Source organism: Zhihengliuella alba (assembly GCF_039538765.1).
Taxonomy (GTDB): domain Bacteria; phylum Actinomycetota; class Actinomycetes; order Actinomycetales; family Micrococcaceae; genus Zhihengliuella; species Zhihengliuella alba.
Map to the genome: position 1 here is coordinate 375,943 of NZ_BAABCJ010000001.1, position 16,963 is coordinate 392,905.

Here is a 16,963-nt window from a genome sequence, read left to right on the forward strand (position 1 = left end):
CCGAACCAGTGCCGATGGACAGCGCCGCGGGCGGACGATGTCCCGCCTCGCCCGTTTCGCGGGGCGTTCGCCCATGGGGCAGCCGCCGATCCTCGAACCGCTCCTGCGCACGGTCCGCGCCAACAGCCCGCGCGAGGACCTGGACCTCATCACGCACGCCTTCGCTGTCGCCGAGCGCAGCCACGAGGGGCAGAAACGCAAGAGCGGCGACCCGTACATCACCCACCCGGTCGCTGTCTCCACCATCCTGGCCGAGATGGGCATGACCGGAACCACGCTGGCGGCAGCCCTGCTCCACGACACCGTGGAGGACACCGACTACTCGCTCGACGACCTGCGCCGGGAGTTCGGCGACGAGGTGGCCATGCTCGTGGACGGCGTCACCAAGCTGGACAAGGTCAAGTTCGGCGACGCCGCGCAGGCCGAGACGGTCCGCAAGATGGTCGTCGCGATGTCCAAGGACATCCGCGTTCTGCTGATCAAACTCGCCGACCGCCTCCACAACGCGCGCACGTGGCGCTATGTCTCGCCGGAGTCGAGCGCGAAGAAGGCTCGCGAGACCCTGGAGATCTTCGCCCCGTTGGCGCACCGGCTGGGTATGAACACCATCAAGTGGGAGCTGGAGGACCTGTCCTTCGCGGCACTGCACCCGAAGGTGTACGAGGAGGTCGTCAGGCTCGTCGGGGACCGCACCCCCGAACGCGAGAAGTATCTCTCGACGGTCCGGCGGCTCATCGGCGAGGATCTCCACCAGGCCAGGATCAAGGCCTCGGTCACCGGCCGGCCCAAGCACTACTACTCCGTCTACCAGAAGATGGTGGTGCGCGGGAAAGAGTTCAACGACATCCACGACCTGATGGGCGTGCGCGTCCTGGTCGACTCGGTGCGCGACTGCTACGCGACCCTCGGAACCCTCCACGCGCGGTGGAACCCGCTGCCCGGACGGTTCAAGGACTACATCGCGATGCCCAAGTTCAACATGTACCAGTCGCTGCACACCACGGTGATCGGCCCGCAGGGCAAACCGGTGGAGATCCAGATCCGGACGCACGAGATGCACCGGCGCGCCGAGTACGGCGTCGCGGCGCACTGGAAGTACAAGGAGCACAACAAGGGCGCGGCCCCGGAGCAGGGCCAGCAGGACATGGGCTGGCTCCGCAGTCTGCTCGACTGGCAGGAGGAGACCCGGGATCCGGGAGAGTTCCTCGACAGCCTGCGGTTCGAGATCAACGCGGCCGAGGTCTTCGTCTTCACGCCCAAGGGCGAGGTCATGGCCCTCCCCGCCGGCTCGACGCCGATCGATTTCGCCTACTCCGTCCATACGGAGGTCGGCAACCGGGCCATCGGTGCGCGCGTCAACGGCAAGCTCGTGCCGCTGAGCAGCGAGCTCCACCACGGCGACTGGGTCGAGATCTTCACCTCCAAGGCCGAGGGCGCGGGCCCCAGCCAGGACTGGCTCGGGTTCGTCAAGAGTGCTCGGGCGCGCAACAAGATCCGCCAGTGGTTCAGCAAGGAGCGCCGCGAGGAGGCGATCGACAAGGGCAAGGACCTCCTCACCCGCGAGCTGCGCAAGCACAACCTGCCGTTGCAGAAGCTCATGACCCACGAGACGCTCTCCGCCGTTGCGCACGAGCTCCGGCACAACGACATCGCCGCACTCTACGCCGCCGTGGGCGACGGCCACACGTCCGCTCAGAACGTGATCGAGCACCTGATCGCCCTGACGGCGGAGCCGGACGAGGTGTCGGAGTTCGACGACGTCCCGCTCACGTCCCCGGCCAAGCCGCGCAGCGCCACCGGCGACTCCGGCGTGATCGTCAAGGGTGCCGGGGACGTCATGACCAAGCTCGCGCGCTGCTGCGGCCCCGTGCCGCCGGATGAGATCGCCGGCTTCGTCACCCGTGGTGCGGGCGTCTCGGTGCACCGGGCCAACTGCAGCAACTTCCTGGCGCTCTCGGAGGAGAAGGAGCGGATCGTCGAGGTCGAATGGGCCCCGACGAAGACCAGCCTCTTCCTGGTCGAGATCCAGGTGGAGGCGCTCGACCGGAAGTCGTTGCTCTCCGATGTGACCCGTGTGCTGAGCGAGAGCCACGTCAACATCCTCTCTGCGAGCGTCACGACGACGCGCGACCGAGTCGCGCTGAGCCGGTTCTCCTTCGAGATGGGCGATCCCAAGTACCTCAGCCACGTGCTCAACGCGGTCCGGCGCATCGACGGCGTCTACGACGTCTACCGGGCCACGGCGTCCGGTCAGCGCGGCTGATCGGACGGCGGCTGCGGGTCGACCAGTCGTAGTGCGGTCCGCCGGGCTTCGTCGAGGCGTCCGAGCGCCCGCGCCTTGCCGGGTCGGCGCACTGTCGACTCCACCGCATGGCGCACCGCCTCGGCGTCCACGCCGAGGACCGGGAGCGCCACCAGGCGGCTGATGGTTCGAATCACCACGTCGTCGGCCTCGGCGCGCCAGAGCAGGTCGAACGCCGTGCGCGGCGGGGCCACGACAGCGACCCCGGCGACCCGCTGGATCTCGGCCGGATCCAGCGCCTGCTCCAGGCAGCGCACCGGTGTCCGCTCGGCCACGGGCCGGGGGAGGCGCTGGAATGAGGCGACGCACAGCTCGAGACGCCGGGGTGCGGGCGCGCACCCATAGATCCAGGCGGCGGAGAACCCGCCGATGGCCGTGAAGGCGAGCGGGTCCGCCGCCCCGGCGGCGACCTGGGCGCGGATCTGCGGGGAGTCCCGCTCGTCGGCGGCGACCCAGAGCCCGGAGAGCACCTGGCGCAGCAGGCCCTCGCCTGCCATGGCGGAGAGCTCCCCGACCACGAAGGGGGAGGACGCACGGAACACGACGAGGGGCTCGTTCGAGTCGCCGGGGCCGCCGGAGCCGGGACGGGCTGCAGCGGCGGGGGCTGCTACGGGCGCGAGTCCGTGGGCCGCCCTCCGGCGGTGCGGACCGCGGCCGGGTTTCGGGGGAGGAACTGTCATGCGCCCAGCCTGGCTCCGACGGCCCCGGACGGACCAGAGGCCGCCGTCCGGGTGTGGACGGCGGCCTCTGGTTCCGGCGGACCTGTGGAGAACGGCCCCGGCGGGGCGCTAGGAGAGGTCCTGCGCCGACGCGGCGACCGTCTCCAACCAGGTCTTGCGGGCCTGCAGCGCCTCGTCGGCCTTCTTGATCTTGCGCTCGTCGCCGCCGGCCTTGGCCTCCTCGAGCTCGCGCTCGAGCTGGGCGATCGACTCCTCCAGCTGGACCAACATGCTGTTGGACCGGGCCTTGGTCTCCGGATTGGAACGGCGCCACTGCTCGTCCTCGGCGTCGCGCACGGCGTCCTCCACCTGGCGGAGGCCGGCCTCGATGCGCTGCATGGCCGAGCGGGGGACCTTGCCCGCCTGGTCCCAGCGCTCGCGGAGGGAGTCCAGCGCCTTCTTGGCCGCGCCCAGGTCCTTCACGGGAAGGATGGCCCGCGCCTCCTCGAGGAGCTGCTCCTTGACCTTCAGGTTGTCCTCGTACTCTGCGTCGATCGCCGCGTTGGCGGCGTTGCGGGCGTTGAAGAACACGTCCTGGGCCGCGCGGAAGCGCGCCCACAGGGCGTCGTCGTCCTTGCGGGCGGCCCGCTTGGAGGCCTTCCACTCGTCCATGAGCTTGCGGTACTCGGCGGCGGTGTGGCCCCAGTCGGTCGACGAGGAGAGCTGCTCGGCCCGGGCGATCAGGGCCTCCTTGGCGCGCTTGGCCTCGGCATGGTCCGCGTCGAGCTGAGAGAAGTAGCCCCGACGGTGCCGGTCGAACGTGGTCCGGGCCGCGCGGAACCGCTTCCAGAGCGCGTCCTCGGTGCCGCGTCCGAGCCGCGGGCCCGACTTCTGCGCGTGCTTCCAGGCGTCGAAGAGCTCGTTCATGCGCTGGCTGGCCTGCTTCCACTGGACCTTCTGCGGGTCCTGCGCGGCGAGCTCCTCCGCCTCGGCGACCAGTGCCTCCCGCTCGGAGAGGTGCGCGGCACGGGCCTTCTCGTGCTCCTGCTTCTCCGCCTCGTGCAGGGCCGCGACGTCCTCGCGGGCCTTGGCGATGCGCTCCTCGAGCGCCTTCAGATCGCCGACCATCCCGCGGGCCGCGACCTGCTCGGCGAGCCCGGAGAGCGTCTTCTCCATGTCCGTGGTCGGGGCCTTGGCGGCCACGCGGTGCTCCAGCAGCAGCACCTGGTTCACGACGTCGTCGTACTTGCGCACGAAGTACGCCAGCGCCTCGTCCTGCGGTGCGTCCGGGTACTGGCCGACGGGATGCTCCTGCCCGTCGACGAGGACGAACACGTGGCCGTCCTCGGTGACCCGGGCGAAGCGCCGTGCCTCGTCCAGCGGCGTGGAGTACGACGGCGGGGGCGTCACCGCGGGCTCCGCCGCCGCGGCGGGCTTCGTCCCGGTACCCGGCTTCGCCGCCGGCTTCACGGCGGACGGCTTGATCGCGGAGGGCTTCACGGCCGAGGGCTTCACCGCCGCGGGGGTCGGGGCCGCAGGGGTCGGTCCTGTGGTCTGCTGGTCGTCGGATTGCTGACTGTCGGTCACCGCTGGAACTCTTTCACTCGTGCCGCGCATGGCCGGGCCACCGCGGGTTCATGTCTCGTCCATCACTCTACCGAGTCGCGTTCTGTCACCCAACCGGCGGCCGGCATGACGCTAGAATGAGGCGGTCCGGCCCCCGGGCGCCCCGCCGTCCGCGTCGTCCGGAGGCAGTGCGCCCCTCCTGGTGCGCCGGCCCGAACCCGCCACCGATTCGACTCAGGAGCACTCCCGCCCATGGCACGCAAGGCCTCCCTGTCCGGCTTCCCCGAATGGCTCCCCGGCGAGCGGCTCGTGGAGCTCCATGTCCTGGACACGCTCCGCCGGATCTTCGAGCTGCACGGGTTCAGCAGCGTCGAGACCCGCGCCGTGGAGACCGTCGGGCAGCTGCTGCGCAAGGGCGAGATCGATAAGGAGGTCTACGGCCTCTCGCGGCTGCAGGGCGACGAGCCGGCGACCGCGGAGGATCCTAACGGGCTGGCCCTGCACTTCGACCTGACCGTGCCTTTCGCCCGCTACGTCGTGGAGAACGCGGGGCACCTGAACTTTCCGTTCCGGCGCTACCAGATGCAGAAGGTCTGGCGCGGCGAGCGCCCCCAGGACGGCCGCTTCCGCGAGTTCACGCAGGCGGACATCGACGTGGTCGGCGACGGGGCGCTGCCGTTCAAGTACGACGTCGAGCTGGCGCTGGTCATCGCCGAGGCCCTCTCCGCCCTGCCGATCGGCGACTTCAAACTGCGGGTGAACAACCGCAAGCTCGCCGAGGGCTTCTACCGCGGCCTGGGCCTCGACGACACCGCCGGGGTGCTGCGCAGCATCGACAAGCTGGAGAAGGTCGGCCCCGCCCGGGTCAAGGAGCTCCTCAGGGAGGAGCTCGGCGCCACGGGCGAGCAGGCCGACGCTGCGCTCGCCCTCGCGGCCATCCGTACCGAGGACATGTCCTTCGTGGACCAGGTCCGCGCCCTCGGCGTGCAGGACGAGCTGCTCGAGCAGGGCCTCGACGAGCTCTCGCAGGTCGTCTCCATGGCGGTCCGCCGCGCCCCGGGGCGCGTGGTCGCCGATCTGAGCATCGCCCGCGGGCTCGACTACTACACCGGGACGGTCTACGAGACCATGCTCGTCGGCCACGAGCAGCTCGGATCGATCTGCTCCGGCGGCCGCTACGAGTCGCTGGCCTCGAAGGGCAGCCGCACGTTCCCCGGCGTCGGCCTGTCGATCGGTGTGAGCCGACTCGTCTCGCGGCTGCTCGCCGAGGGGACGGCAGTGGCGTCGCGCAGCGTGCCCACCGCCGTCTACGTGACCCTCGCGAACGACGACGCCTGGTCGGAGGCCCAGGACGTCGCCGCCCAGCTGCGCTCGCGCGGCATCAGTGCGGAAGTCGCCGCCTCTGCGGAGAAGTTCGGCAAGCAGATCAAGTTCGCCGACCGGCGCGGCATCCCGTTCGTCTGGTTCACCGGCTCCGACGGCGCGCACGAGGTCAAGGACATCCGCTCCGGCGAGCAGATCCCGGCGGATCCGGCGTCCTGGGCCCCGCCGGCCGAGGACCTGGCTCCGCGCATCGTCGCGAACTGATCCGGCCCGCCGGGGCTCGGCCGCGGACCTGGCACGAGGAGGGGGGCGTCCGAGCCGCCTGGGGCGCCGGCTCTTGCTCGCGTCCGTCCGGGCGTCGGCCGCCGTCGCGTCAACCGCTGGACCGCCCCCGCCGGAGCCGCGCCCACCGGTAGGCGAGTCCGGCGGCGAACACGCCCAGCATGGTGAGCACCGAGGCCGGCGGGAGCAGGACGGCCACCACGGTGCACGCGACGGCGCCGAGGGCCGGTACCCAGCGTGGGCAGTACCAGGGGCGCCGGGCGCCCAGCCGCCAGGCCGACAGGTTCGCGACGCCGTAGTACACCAGGACGCCGAAGCTCGAGAACCCGATGACCGTGGCCAGGTCCCCGAGTTGGACGAGCACCAGGACCAGCAGGCCCACCGCGACCTGTCCCGCCCAGGGCACGGGGTGCCGACCGGACGGGCTCCCGGCCGGCATCGAGGTGCGCGTGCCGGGGGAGAGGAGCTCGCGGAGCGAGGCGATCCGGGCCAGGGCCGACGGGACGTCACCCTCCCGGGCCATGGCCAGCAGCGTCCGGGACACGCCCGCCACCAGAGAGAGCAGGGCGCCGAGGATCGCCACGCACGCCGCCGCCACGACGACGGTGGGCGGGAGGCCGAGTGCCCGGCCGGCGTCGGCGATCGGCGCGGCGCTGGCCGCGAGCCCCGGCAGGCCGAGGAACCGGGACAGGGCGATGGCGAGCAGCAGATACAGCGCGACCGTCGTGGTCAGCGCCGCGATCACCGCGAGCGGGATGGTGCGCCGCGGGTTCCGGACCTCCTCGCCGAGCGTCGCTACGCGGGCGTACCCGGCGTAGGCGAAGAAGAGGAGTCCTGCCGCCTGGAGCATGCCGGTCATCGATCCGCTGGCCGGGCCGTCGCCGGGCGTGCCGGGCTGCGGGGCCGCGGCCGCCGCGGCGGAGGGATCGGCGCCCAGCGCGGCCACGGCGATCCACACGAGGACCGCGAGGACCGGCAGGACGAGGATCTTCGCCGCGGCCGCCGTGCGCGTGACGCCCAGCAGGTTCACCGCCGTCACCAGCACGACGGCGGCCGAGGCCCACAGCCGGGCGGCGTCGGGCTGGAGGTACGCGCCCAGCGCCAGAGCCATGGCGGCGCAGGAAGCCGTCTTGCCGGTGACGAAGCCCCACCCGGCGATGAAGCCGGGCCAGGCGCCGAGCTCCTCCCGACCGTAGGCGTAGGCGCCCCCGGAGGTCGGATGCACGGAGGCCAGCGCCGCCGTCGACAGGGCGTTCGCCAGCGCGAGCGCGGCCGCGACGAGCACGGCGGCCAGCAGGAGATCGCCTGCCGCCCGGGCCGCGGGGGCGAGCACGACGAAGACGCCGGCCCCCACCATGGACCCCACGCCGATCGCGCTGGCGTCCAGGACGCCCAGGCGTCGCTCGAGCCGGCCGTGGGCCACGCTGCTTCCCGTCATGCGCTTCCTCCAGTCCGGCACCCCGCGGCTGCCCGGTCGACGCCCCAGCATGCCGCGCGCATCTGTACAGAGGGTAAACGAGCGCGCTGGCCCGAAGCGGTAAACTCGTGCGGGATTCGACTTCACCCCTTATGAAAGGACCGCAGTGCTGCGCACTCACGACCTGGGAACCCTCAGGGCAGAGCACATTGACCAGACCGTCACCTTGGCAGGCTGGGTCGCCCGGCGGAGGGACCACGGAGGCGTGGCCTTCCTCGACCTGCGCGACGCCTCCGGCGTGGCCCAGGTGGTGGTGCGCAATGAGGACGACTTCCACGCGCTGCGCAACGAGTTCGTCCTCCAGGTGGTCGGCACCGTGGAGCGGCGCCCCGAGGGCAACGAGAACCCGGCGCTGGATACGGGCGAGATCGAGGTCATGGCCGAGACCGTGACCGTGCTGAACACGTCGGCTCCGCTGCCGTTCCAGATCGACGAGCACGTCGAGGTCGGCGAGGAGGCGCGTCTGCGCCACCGCTACCTGGACCTGCGCCGTCCGCGGCCGGCCCGCAACATCCGGCTCCGCTCCGAGGCCAACCGGGTGGCGCGCGACGTCCTGCACACCGAGGGCTACATCGAGATCGAGACGCCGACCCTGACGCGCTCCACGCCGGAGGGCGCCCGCGACTTCCTGGTCCCGGCGCGTCTGGCCCCCGGCTCCTGGTACGCGCTGCCGCAGTCGCCCCAGCTGTTCAAGCAGCTCCTGCAGGTCGGCGGCTTCGAGAAGTACTACCAGATCGCCCGCTGCTACCGCGACGAGGACTTCCGGGCGGACCGCCAGCCCGAGTTCACGCAGCTGGACATCGAGGCGTCGTTCGTGGAGCAGGACGACGTCATCGAGCTCGGCGAGAAGATCGTCAAGGCCCTGTGGGGGCTGATCGACGTCGACATCGAGACGCCGATCCGCCGCATGACCTACGCCGAGGCGATGGAGAAGTACGGCTCGGACAAGCCGGACCTGCGGTTCGGCCTCGAGCTGACGGAGCTGACCGACTTCTTCAAGGACACCACCTTCCGGGTCTTCCAGGCCCCGTACGTCGGTGCCGTGGTCATGCCGGGCGGCGCCTCGCAGCCGCGCCGCACGCTCGACGCGTGGCAGGAGTGGGCCAAGCAGCGCGGCGCCAAGGGCCTCGCGTACGTGCTCGTCCAGGAGGACGGGACCCTCACGGGCCCGGTGGCGAAGAACCTGACGGAGTTCGAGCGCGAGAACCTCGCGGGCACCGTCGGCGCCGCGCCGGGCGACTGCATCTTCTTCGCCGCGGGCGAGGCCCGGACCTCCCGCGCGCTGCTCGGTGCCGCCCGCGTGGAGATCGGCCACCGCACCGGCCAGATCGCCGAGGGCGACTGGGCGTTCGTGTGGGTCGTGGACGCGCCGATGTTCGAGTCCGCCGAGGACGCGGTCGCCTCGGGCGACGTCGCCGTCGGCGCCGGCAAGTGGACCGCCGTCCACCACGCCTTCACGTCGCCGAAGCCGGAGCACCTGGAGACGTTCGACCAGGACCCGGCCAGCGCGCTGTCCTACGCCTACGACATCGTCTGCAACGGCAACGAGATCGGCGGCGGCTCCATCCGTATCCACGACCGCGAGGTCCAGGAGCGCGTCTTCCGCCTGATGGGCCTGGACGAGGAGTCCGCGCAGACCAAGTTCGGGTTCCTGCTCGAGGGCTTCAAGTACGGCGCCCCGCCCCACGGCGGCATCGCGTTCGGCTGGGACCGCGTGCTGCAGCTGCTGACCGACTCCGAGTCGATCCGCGACGTCATCGCGTTCCCGAAGACCGGCGGCGGCTTCGACCCGCTCACCAGTGCCCCGGCCCCCATCACGCCGCAGCAGCGCAAGGAGGCCGGAGTGGATGCCCGGCCGGAGCCGAAGAAGGCAGACTCCGCGGAGACGGCGGAGCAGACGGCCGCCGCCAAGTAGCGGCGGCGCCCCGGCACCGCGTGCCGGACGCACGACGGCGGCCGCGCCCCTCCCGCTCGGATCGGACCCAGGACCCGGGATCGGCGAGGTGGCGCGGCCGCCGTCGTTCTGCGTCGGGACCGGGGTTCACCCGCGTGACCGAGCAGGCGGTGTCTCAGGAGCCGGGCGCGCGCGGCCTACGGCAGGTCAGCGGTGTCGACGATGAGGGTGAACGGCCCCGAGTTCACGCTGGCCACGTCCATCATGGCCCCGAACGCGCCGGTCTCGACCTCCGCGCCCAGCGAGCGGAGGTGCTCGACGAACGCCTCGTAGAGCGGCTCCGAGTGGCTGCGCCCGGCGGCCCGCGACCAGGAGGGGCGGCGCCCCTTGCGCACGTCCCCGTACAGGGTGAACTGGCTGACGACGAGCAACGGGGCCCCTGCGCTCTCGCAGGACTGCTCGTCCTCGAGCATCCGGAGCCGCCAGATCTTCTCGGCGAGCCGGACGGCCTCGTCCGGGCCGTCGTCGTGCGTGACCCCGAACAGCAGGAGCAGGCCGGGTCCGATCGATCCGACGAGCTCGCCCTCGACCGTCACCCGTGCCTCCGCTACGCGCTGCGCGACCGCCTTCATGCTCGTCCCTCCCGTGGTCCGGTCCGTGGTGTGCCGGACGCGACTCTACCGGGGCTCCACCCGAGGGCGAACGCGGGCCATCCGGTGGGTCCGGATGAGTAGGGTGGAGTCGTGAGTGACTTGTTCAGCGGCCTGGCGGCCTTCGACGACGGCGAGCCGGACGACGGCGGGACCCGTCCCCTGCCCCCGCTCGCGGTGCGCATGCGCCCGCGCAGTCTCGACGAATTGGTGGGGCAGCAGCATCTGCTCGGTCCCGGCTCGCCCCTGCGCCAGCTGGCGCAGGGCGCCAAGGCCGGCCCCGCGGGCCTGACCAGCGTCATCCTCTGGGGCCCGCCCGGCACGGGCAAGACCACCCTCGCCCACGTGATCGCGCGAGGGCCCGGCAGGAAGTTCGTGGAGCTCTCCGCCATCACCGCCGGCGTGAAGGACGTCCGCCGCGTCATGAGCCAGGCGTTGACCGACCGCGATCTCAACGGACGGACCACCGTCCTCTTCCTCGACGAGATCCACCGGTTCAACAAGGCGCAGCAGGACGCGCTCCTGCCCGGCGTGGAGAACGGCTGGGTGGTCCTCGTCGCGGCCACCACCGAGAACCCGTCCTTCTCCGTCGTCTCGCCGCTGCTCTCGCGCTCGCTGCTGCTGACCCTGAAGCCGCTGGAGGACCAGGACATCCGCAGCCTGCTGGTCCGGGCGGTCGAGGAGGAGCGGGGCCTCAACGGCTCGGTGAGCCTGACCGACGAGGCACTCGAGCACCTGGTCAAGCTCTCCGGAGGCGACGCGCGGCGCTCGCTGACCGCCCTGGAGGCGGCCGCCGCCGTCGCTCTCAGCGGGCCCGGAGGTCCTGTGGCCGGCGAGGGCGGTGGGGATGACGGTGCGCCGGGCGAGGGGACGGACGGCGACGGCGCGGTCGTCACGCTGGAGGACGCCGAGCGCGCCATGGATGTGGCGGCCCAGCGCTACGACCGCGCCGGGGACCAGCACTACGACGTCGTCAGTGCGTTCATCAAATCCATCCGCGGTTCCGACGTGGATGCCTCGCTGCACTATCTGGCCAAGATGATCGAGGCGGGCGAGGACCCGAGGTTCATCGCCCGGCGGATCATCATCAGCGCCAGCGAGGACGTCGGCATGGCGGACCCGACCGCCCTGCCGATGGCGGTGTCGGCGGCGCAGGCGGTGCAGCTCATCGGCATGCCCGAGGGCCGTATCGTGCTCGCGCAGGCGGTCGTCCATCTCGCCACCGCCCCGAAGTCGAACGCCTCGTACAAGGCGTTGGACGCGGCCATCGCCGATGTGCGCGGGGGACGGGGCAAGGGGGTGCCCGCCCATCTGCGCGACGCCCACTACCCCGGGGCCAAGCAGCTCGGCCACGGGGCCGGGTACGAGTACTCCCACGACGCACCGCACGGGGTCGCGGAGCAGCAGTACGCCCCCGACGACCTCGTGGGCCACGATTACTACTCGCCGACGGGGAACGGCGCCGAGCGCTCCATCTCCGAGCGGTTGGCCCGGCTGCGGGAGATCATCCGCGGCCGCTGAACCCGGAGGCCGCCGCCCGGGGCCGCCCGGGCGTGCGTGCTAGGATGGTACGTCGGCTGGCAAGCCGTTGATTTTCCGTGCCCGATGACCGCTCCGGCGGCCGGCCGGTTCGACGGTTGTAGGACTCCGGGGCGCGGCTCCCCGAAACTCTCCATCATGGAGGCCAGCGTGGAAGCAGCCGCCGAACGAAAGTAGGAGACACGTGGCTAACAACACCCGTGCCCGCCGCAAGGTTCGCATCTCGCGAGCCCTCGGCATCGCTCTGACCCCCAAGGCAGAGAAGTACATGGAGCGTCGCCCGTACGGCCCCGGCCAGCACGGACGCGCCCGCAAGAAGCAGGACAGCGACTACGCAGTCCGTCTGCGCGAGAAGCAGCGTCTGCGCGCCCAGTACGGCATCCGCGAGGCGCAGATGACGCGCGTCTTCGAGGAAGCCCGCCGTACCTCCGGCCTGACCGGTGAGAACCTGGTCGAGCTGCTCGAGATGCGTCTGGACGCCCTGGTCCTGCGTGCCGGCTTCGCCCGCACCATCGCCCACGCCCGCCAGCTGGTCGTGCACCGCCACATCAACGTCGACGGCAAGCGCGTGGACCGCCCGTCCTTCCGCGTCACCGAGGGCCAGGTCATCGCGGTCCACGAGCGCTCCGAGAAGTTCGAGCCGTTCCAGCTCGCAGCGGCCGGCGCCCACCGCGACGTCCTCCCGACCGTGCCGTCCTACCTGGACGTCAAGCTCGAGTCGCTGCAGGCCACGCTCGTCCGTCGCCCGAAGCGCTCCGAGGTCCCCGTGACCTGCGAAGAGAACCTCGTGGTCGAGTACTACGCCCGCTGATCCCTCGGGATCGGAGGCCGTCCCCACCTCCGGGTGGGGACGGCCTCATGCGAAGAAGCCCCGCGGCAGTCGCCGCGGGGCTTCTTCGCGTCCGGGTCCCGTCAGATCCAGATGGCCGGGTCCACGTACTCCGCCGGATCGACGGCAGGCTTGTGCTCCTCCGGACGCCGCGGACGGTTGGTCGCCGGGATGCCCGTCACGATCGAGTGCGGGGGAGCGTCCTTCACCACCACGGCGTTCGCGCCGATCGCCGAGTCCGAGCCGATCGTGATCGGTCCGAGGACCTTGGCGCCCGCACCGATCACGACCCGGTCGCCGATCGTGGGGTGCCGCTTGGTCTTGGCCAGCGAGCGGCCGCCGAGGGTCACACCGTGGTAGAGCATCACGTCGTCGCCCACCTCGGCCGTCTCGCCGATCACGACCCCGGAACCGTGGTCGATGAAGAACCGCCGGCCGATCGTCGCTCCCGGGTGGATCTCGATCCCCGTCAGGAACCGCGCGAACTGGGACAGCAACCGGGCCGGCAGGCGCAGCCCGGGCCGTTGCCACAGGCGGTGCGCGATGCGGTGGAACCAGATCGCGTGAAGGCCCGGGTACGCCAGGAAGTTCTCGACGTCGCCGCGCGCCGCGGGGTCGTGGGCGCGGGCGCCGACCAGATCCTCTTTCAGCCGGGACAGGAAACTCACGTGGGGGTGCCTAGCCTTCGGTTCAGCGGATGTCGTCGTACAGCAGGGTGGAGATGTAGCGTTCGCCGAAGTCCGGCACGACGGCCACGATCAGCTTGCCCTGGCTCTCGGGCCGAGCAGCGATCTGCAGCGCCCCCCAGACCGCCGCACCCGAGGAGATGCCGCCCAGGATGCCCTCCTGCGTGCCGAGCTCGCGTGCCGTGGAGACGGAGTCCTCGACGGTCGCGTCCAGCACCTCGTCGTAGACGTTGGTGTCCAGGATCTCGGGCACGAAGTTCGCGCCCAGGCCTTGGATCTTGTGCGGGCCGGGCGTCCCGCCATTGAGGATGGCGGAGTCCTTGGGTTCCACCGCGACGACCTTCACGGAGGGCTTCAGCTCTTTGAGGAGGTTGCCCGCGCCGGTGATGGTGCCGCCGGTGCCGATGCCGGACACGAGGACGTCGACCGCGCCATCCGTGTCGTCCCAGATCTCCTGGCCGGTGGTGGCGCGGTGGATCTCGGCGTTGGCCGGGTTCGCGAACTGGCGCGCCCAGATGGCGTTCTCCGTCGTGGCCACGATCTGCTTGGCCTTCTCGACAGCGCCGCGCATGCCCTCGGAGCCCGGCGTCAGGACGATCTCGGCGCCGAAGGCGCGGAGCATGACGCGACGCTCGGTGGACATGGTCTCCGGCATCGTCAGGATGACCCGGTAACCGCGGGCGGCGCCGACCATGGCCAGCGCGATGCCCGTGTTGCCGGACGTGCCCTCCACGATGGTCCCGCCCGGACGGAGCTCGCCGGCCTGCTCGGCGGCGTTGATGATCGCCACGCCGATGCGGTCCTTGACGCTGTTGGCGGGGTTGAAGAACTCCAGCTTCACAGCGATGTCCCCGGGGAGCCCCTCGGCGAGCCGGTTGAGCCGCACGAGCGGCGTGCGGCCCACGAGTTCGGTCACGTTGTCATAGATCTTGCCCATGAACTGTCCTATCTGATGGTTCGGAGCGGGGCGTGCTGCGATGCCTCTGACGCGCCCTCACATACGCGTCCACCCTATTCTCCGGCGCGAGGTTCGCCAGTCAGTGCTGAGCGGCCATGAGCCACGGGGCGTAATACTGTCTCGCCTTGCTCAACTTGGGGTTGATTATGACCTGGCAATAACCCTCGCCGGGGTTCTTCGCGTAGAAGTCCTGGTGGACGTCCTCGGCTGGATAGAATCTCGGCGCCCGCGACACCTCGGTCACGATCGGTGCGGCCCAGTCTCCCTGATGCCGCTCGATCGCGGCCTGGAAGGTCCTGCGCTGCTCCTCGTCCGTGTAGAACATGACGGAGCGGTACTGCGTGCCGACGTCGTACCCCTGACGGTTCAGCGTGGTCGGATCGTGCATCGAGAAGAAGATCGACAGGATGACATCGCTCGGCACCACCTCCGGATCGAACGTCACGGCGACCACCTCCGCGTGGCCGGTGTGACCGCCGCAGATCTCGCGGTAGTGGGGATCGGGCGTGTGCCCGCCCTGATATCCGGAGACGACGTCGACGACGCCGCGGATCTTCCGGTAGACGGCGTCGAGGCACCAGAAGCACCCTCCGCCGAGGTAGTAGGTCGCGGCACGGTCCGATGGCTGGCGGTTCGTATCAGTCACAGTCTGGTCAACGTCCGGGTCCGGGCAGGCATTCCTTCGCGGCGCCTGTGACGTGGCGCACGATGGTGCAACGGCACGGCAGCGCCCCGGTGCGGCCGCCCGCCGGTACGGTAGACGCATGCAGGACGAATCGCGCAACGACGCCGCCACGCCTGAGGATCCACAGGCCACTCGACCGGAGTCCACGCCCACGGACGGATCGCCCGACCGGACGGCCGAGGCCGGTGCGGTGGAGGACGGGACGACCGCTGAGCAGGCCGACGCGCCGGAGGCCTCCACGAACGACGGCGGGGCCCCGGTGGATCCGGCCTCCGCGGACGGCCAGGGCACCCCGGTGGCCGACGCCGCCTCGGGTTCAGCGGCGGAGACGGCGGGCCCGGAGGCCGAGGACCAGGAGAGCGGACCGGCTCCCACGCTGGGCGATGTCCTGGTGGCCGTCGAGGAGCTCTGGCCCGCCTCGCTCGCCGAGCAGTGGGACCGCGTCGGCCTGGTGGCCGGCCGCATCCACCGCCCCGTGCGGCGCATCATGTTCGCCGTCGACCCGACGCTGGAGGTCGCGCGCGACGCCGTCCGCCGCGAGGTCGACCTGCTCATCACGCACCACCCCCTCCTGCTCCGCGGGGTGAACTCCGTCGCCGACAACACGGCCAAGGGCGAGGTGGTCCACGAGCTCATCGAGGGTGGGTGCGCGCTGCTCACGATCCACACCAATGGTGACTCCGCCGTCGGGGGCGTCTCCGACGTCCTGGCCGACATCCTCGGGCTCACGGACGTCGAACCGCTCGCGGTCGCCGACGCCGGACTCCCCGAGGAGGGCATCGGGCGGGTGGGGCGCCTCGAGCAGGCGACGACGCTCGGCGACTTCGCCCGGCGGGTCTTCTCGGCGATGCCGGCCGTCGCCGGGGGAGTGCGCGTGGCCGGAGACGCCGACGCCGTCGTCAGCCGGATCGCCGTGTGCGGCGGCGCCGGTGACAGCCTGTTCGACGCCGTCCGCGGCGCGAACGCCGACGTCTATGTCACGGCCGATCTGCGTCACCACCCCGCCTCCGAGGCCCGGGAGACCGCGCGCGGGGAACGGCCGTTCCTGATCGACGTCTCCCACTTCGCCAGCGAGTGGCTGTGGCTGCCGGCGGCGGCCGAGGCGCTCGAGAACGTCCTGCTGGACCAGGACTTCGACGTCGAGCTCATGGTCAGCGGGATCAATACCGATCCCTGGGACTTCGTCCTCACCCCGTAGTGCTGGGAGGAAATCACGCCGCCTGCGGGGCGGCGGCCTGGGTCGCGCTCGCGTCCGAGGCCACCGTGCGCCTCGACTGGCTCCACGCCGTCCCGGTCCTGGGGGCCGCCGTCCCGGAGTCGCTCACGCTGGGCCTCGGGCTCTTCGGCGACGCACCCGGCGGGGTGGCGACGGGTGCACTAGTCTGCGCCGGCGCCGCGCTGCTGCCCGACGCGGACCACCGGCACGCGACCATCGCCCGCTCGCTGCCGCCGGTGACCAATGCGCTGTCGGTCTTCCTCGGCCGGATCGCCGGCGGACACCGGCAGGGCACCCACTCGCTGCTCGGCATCGCCGCGTTCATGGTGGTCGCCTGGCTCGCCGGGCTCTGGCAGCTCGACTCGCCCGGCGTCGGCCGGATCGACGTGGGGCCCGGGCTCTGCACGATCCTGCTCGCCTCGCTCGCGGCCAAGGCCCTGCGCTTCATCCCGGACCGGCTCCAGCGCACCCCGTGGGTCGTCGGTGCGCTCTGCGGGGCCGCCGTCGCGCTCTTCAGCCCGGAGGACCCGCGGTGGTTCGTCGCCGCCATCGGCGTGGGCGTCGCCGCCCACATCCTCGGCGACATGCTGACGATCGGGGGAGTCAATCCTCTCTGGCCGCTGCGCTGGAAGCGACCGCGGAGCCTCCACCACGCCCCCGTGGTGAACAGTGTCTGGCGCCGCAACGGGCATGTGGCCGTCCCCGTGCTCGGAGCCACCGGCTCCTGGCGCGAGTGGGTGTTCTCGGTGCCCGTGGCGGCCTACGCCCTGCTCGGGACCGGCATCAGCGTGGCGACGATGATCGCGGCGGCCACGGGCGGCTGACCCGCGAGCCGTCGGGACCCGTCGGGACCCGGGCCGTCGGGATCCAGCGCCGCGGAGCTCCGGAGGACCGTCT

At 71.5% G+C, this 16,963-nt stretch carries 14 protein-coding genes; 7 read left to right on the forward strand and 7 right to left on the reverse strand.

Annotated elements, in window-relative coordinates; genetic code table 11:
- Positions 1-37 precede the first annotated feature (37 nt).
- On the forward strand, positions 38-2,263 hold the full coding sequence (locus tag ABD784_RS01660) for a RelA/SpoT family protein (protein ID WP_344881238.1): 2,226 nt from the start codon (positions 38-40) through the stop codon (positions 2,261-2,263).
- Here ABD784_RS01660 and ABD784_RS01665 read toward each other — a convergent pair.
- Together ABD784_RS01665 and ABD784_RS01670 are read right to left on the reverse strand one after the other, a co-directional pair.
- On the reverse strand, positions 2,251-2,982 hold the full coding sequence (locus tag ABD784_RS01665) for a hypothetical protein (RefSeq protein WP_344879014.1): 732 nt from the start codon (positions 2,980-2,982) through the stop codon (positions 2,251-2,253). The two genes, ABD784_RS01660 and ABD784_RS01665, sit on opposite strands and share 13 nt — an antisense overlap.
- Before the next feature lie 108 nt (positions 2,983-3,090).
- The gene (locus tag ABD784_RS01670) at positions 3,091-4,548 is read right to left on the reverse strand and encodes a DUF349 domain-containing protein (protein ID WP_344879017.1); all 1,458 of its coding nucleotides are present in this window, start codon (positions 4,546-4,548) and stop codon (positions 3,091-3,093) included.
- 231 nt (positions 4,549-4,779) lie between these two features.
- Here ABD784_RS01670 and hisS point away from each other — a divergent pair, with 231 nt between their 5' ends.
- Entirely contained in the window at positions 4,780-6,114 is a 1,335-nt protein-coding gene (hisS, locus tag ABD784_RS01675; protein WP_344879019.1) for a histidine--tRNA ligase, read from the forward strand.
- A gap of 109 nt (positions 6,115-6,223) precedes the next feature.
- Here the strand turns inward: hisS and ABD784_RS01680 are convergent, their stop codons facing one another.
- Positions 6,224-7,570, reverse strand: coding sequence for an APC family permease (locus ABD784_RS01680; RefSeq protein WP_344879022.1), 1,347 nt, complete (start codon positions 7,568-7,570; stop codon positions 6,224-6,226).
- Between the two features lie 145 nt (positions 7,571-7,715).
- Here ABD784_RS01680 and aspS point away from each other — a divergent pair, with 145 nt between their 5' ends.
- Positions 7,716-9,524, forward strand: a complete 1,809-nt coding sequence (aspS, locus tag ABD784_RS01685; RefSeq protein ID WP_344879026.1) for an aspartate--tRNA ligase — start codon at positions 7,716-7,718, stop codon at positions 9,522-9,524.
- 176 nt (positions 9,525-9,700) lie between these two features.
- On the opposite strand, the gene dtd is transcribed toward aspS, so the two are convergent.
- Positions 9,701-10,135, reverse strand: a complete 435-nt coding sequence (gene dtd / locus ABD784_RS01690) for a D-aminoacyl-tRNA deacylase (protein ID WP_344879029.1) — start codon at positions 10,133-10,135, stop codon at positions 9,701-9,703.
- Between the two features lie 111 nt (positions 10,136-10,246).
- Between dtd and ABD784_RS01695 the strand changes: the two genes are divergently transcribed.
- Positions 10,247-11,674 carry a replication-associated recombination protein A gene (locus tag ABD784_RS01695; RefSeq protein ID WP_344879032.1) on the forward strand — a complete coding sequence of 476 codons (1,428 nt, stop codon included), beginning with the start codon at positions 10,247-10,249 and terminating at the stop codon, positions 11,672-11,674.
- Between the two features lie 202 nt (positions 11,675-11,876).
- A complete protein-coding gene (rpsD, locus tag ABD784_RS01700; RefSeq protein ID WP_344879035.1) occupies positions 11,877-12,503 on the forward strand; it encodes a 30S ribosomal protein S4 in 627 nt (208 codons plus the stop codon).
- Positions 12,504-12,604: 101 nt separating this feature from the next.
- Here the strand turns inward: rpsD and epsC are convergent, their stop codons facing one another.
- From epsC to msrA, 3 genes are all read right to left on the reverse strand, one after another.
- Positions 12,605-13,189, reverse strand: coding sequence for a serine O-acetyltransferase EpsC (epsC, locus tag ABD784_RS01705; protein ID WP_344879038.1), 585 nt, complete (start codon positions 13,187-13,189; stop codon positions 12,605-12,607).
- A gap of 22 nt (positions 13,190-13,211) precedes the next feature.
- A complete protein-coding gene (gene cysK, locus ABD784_RS01710; protein ID WP_344879041.1) occupies positions 13,212-14,144 on the reverse strand; it encodes a cysteine synthase A in 933 nt (310 codons plus the stop codon).
- A 100-nt stretch (positions 14,145-14,244) separates the two neighbouring features.
- Complete coding sequence (gene msrA, locus ABD784_RS01715; RefSeq protein ID WP_344879044.1) at positions 14,245-14,811, reverse strand: peptide-methionine (S)-S-oxide reductase MsrA; 567 nt, start codon at positions 14,809-14,811, stop codon at positions 14,245-14,247.
- Between the two features lie 118 nt (positions 14,812-14,929).
- Here msrA and ABD784_RS01720 point away from each other — a divergent pair, with 118 nt between their 5' ends.
- Both ABD784_RS01720 and ABD784_RS01725 read left to right on the forward strand, forming a co-directional pair.
- A complete protein-coding gene (locus ABD784_RS01720) occupies positions 14,930-16,048 on the forward strand; it encodes a Nif3-like dinuclear metal center hexameric protein (protein WP_344879048.1) in 1,119 nt (372 codons plus the stop codon).
- Positions 16,048-16,890 carry a metal-dependent hydrolase gene (locus ABD784_RS01725; RefSeq protein ID WP_344879050.1) on the forward strand — a complete coding sequence of 281 codons (843 nt, stop codon included), beginning with the start codon at positions 16,048-16,050 and terminating at the stop codon, positions 16,888-16,890. Before ABD784_RS01720 ends, ABD784_RS01725 begins: the two co-directional genes overlap by 1 nt.
- Positions 16,891-16,963 lie beyond the last annotated feature (73 nt).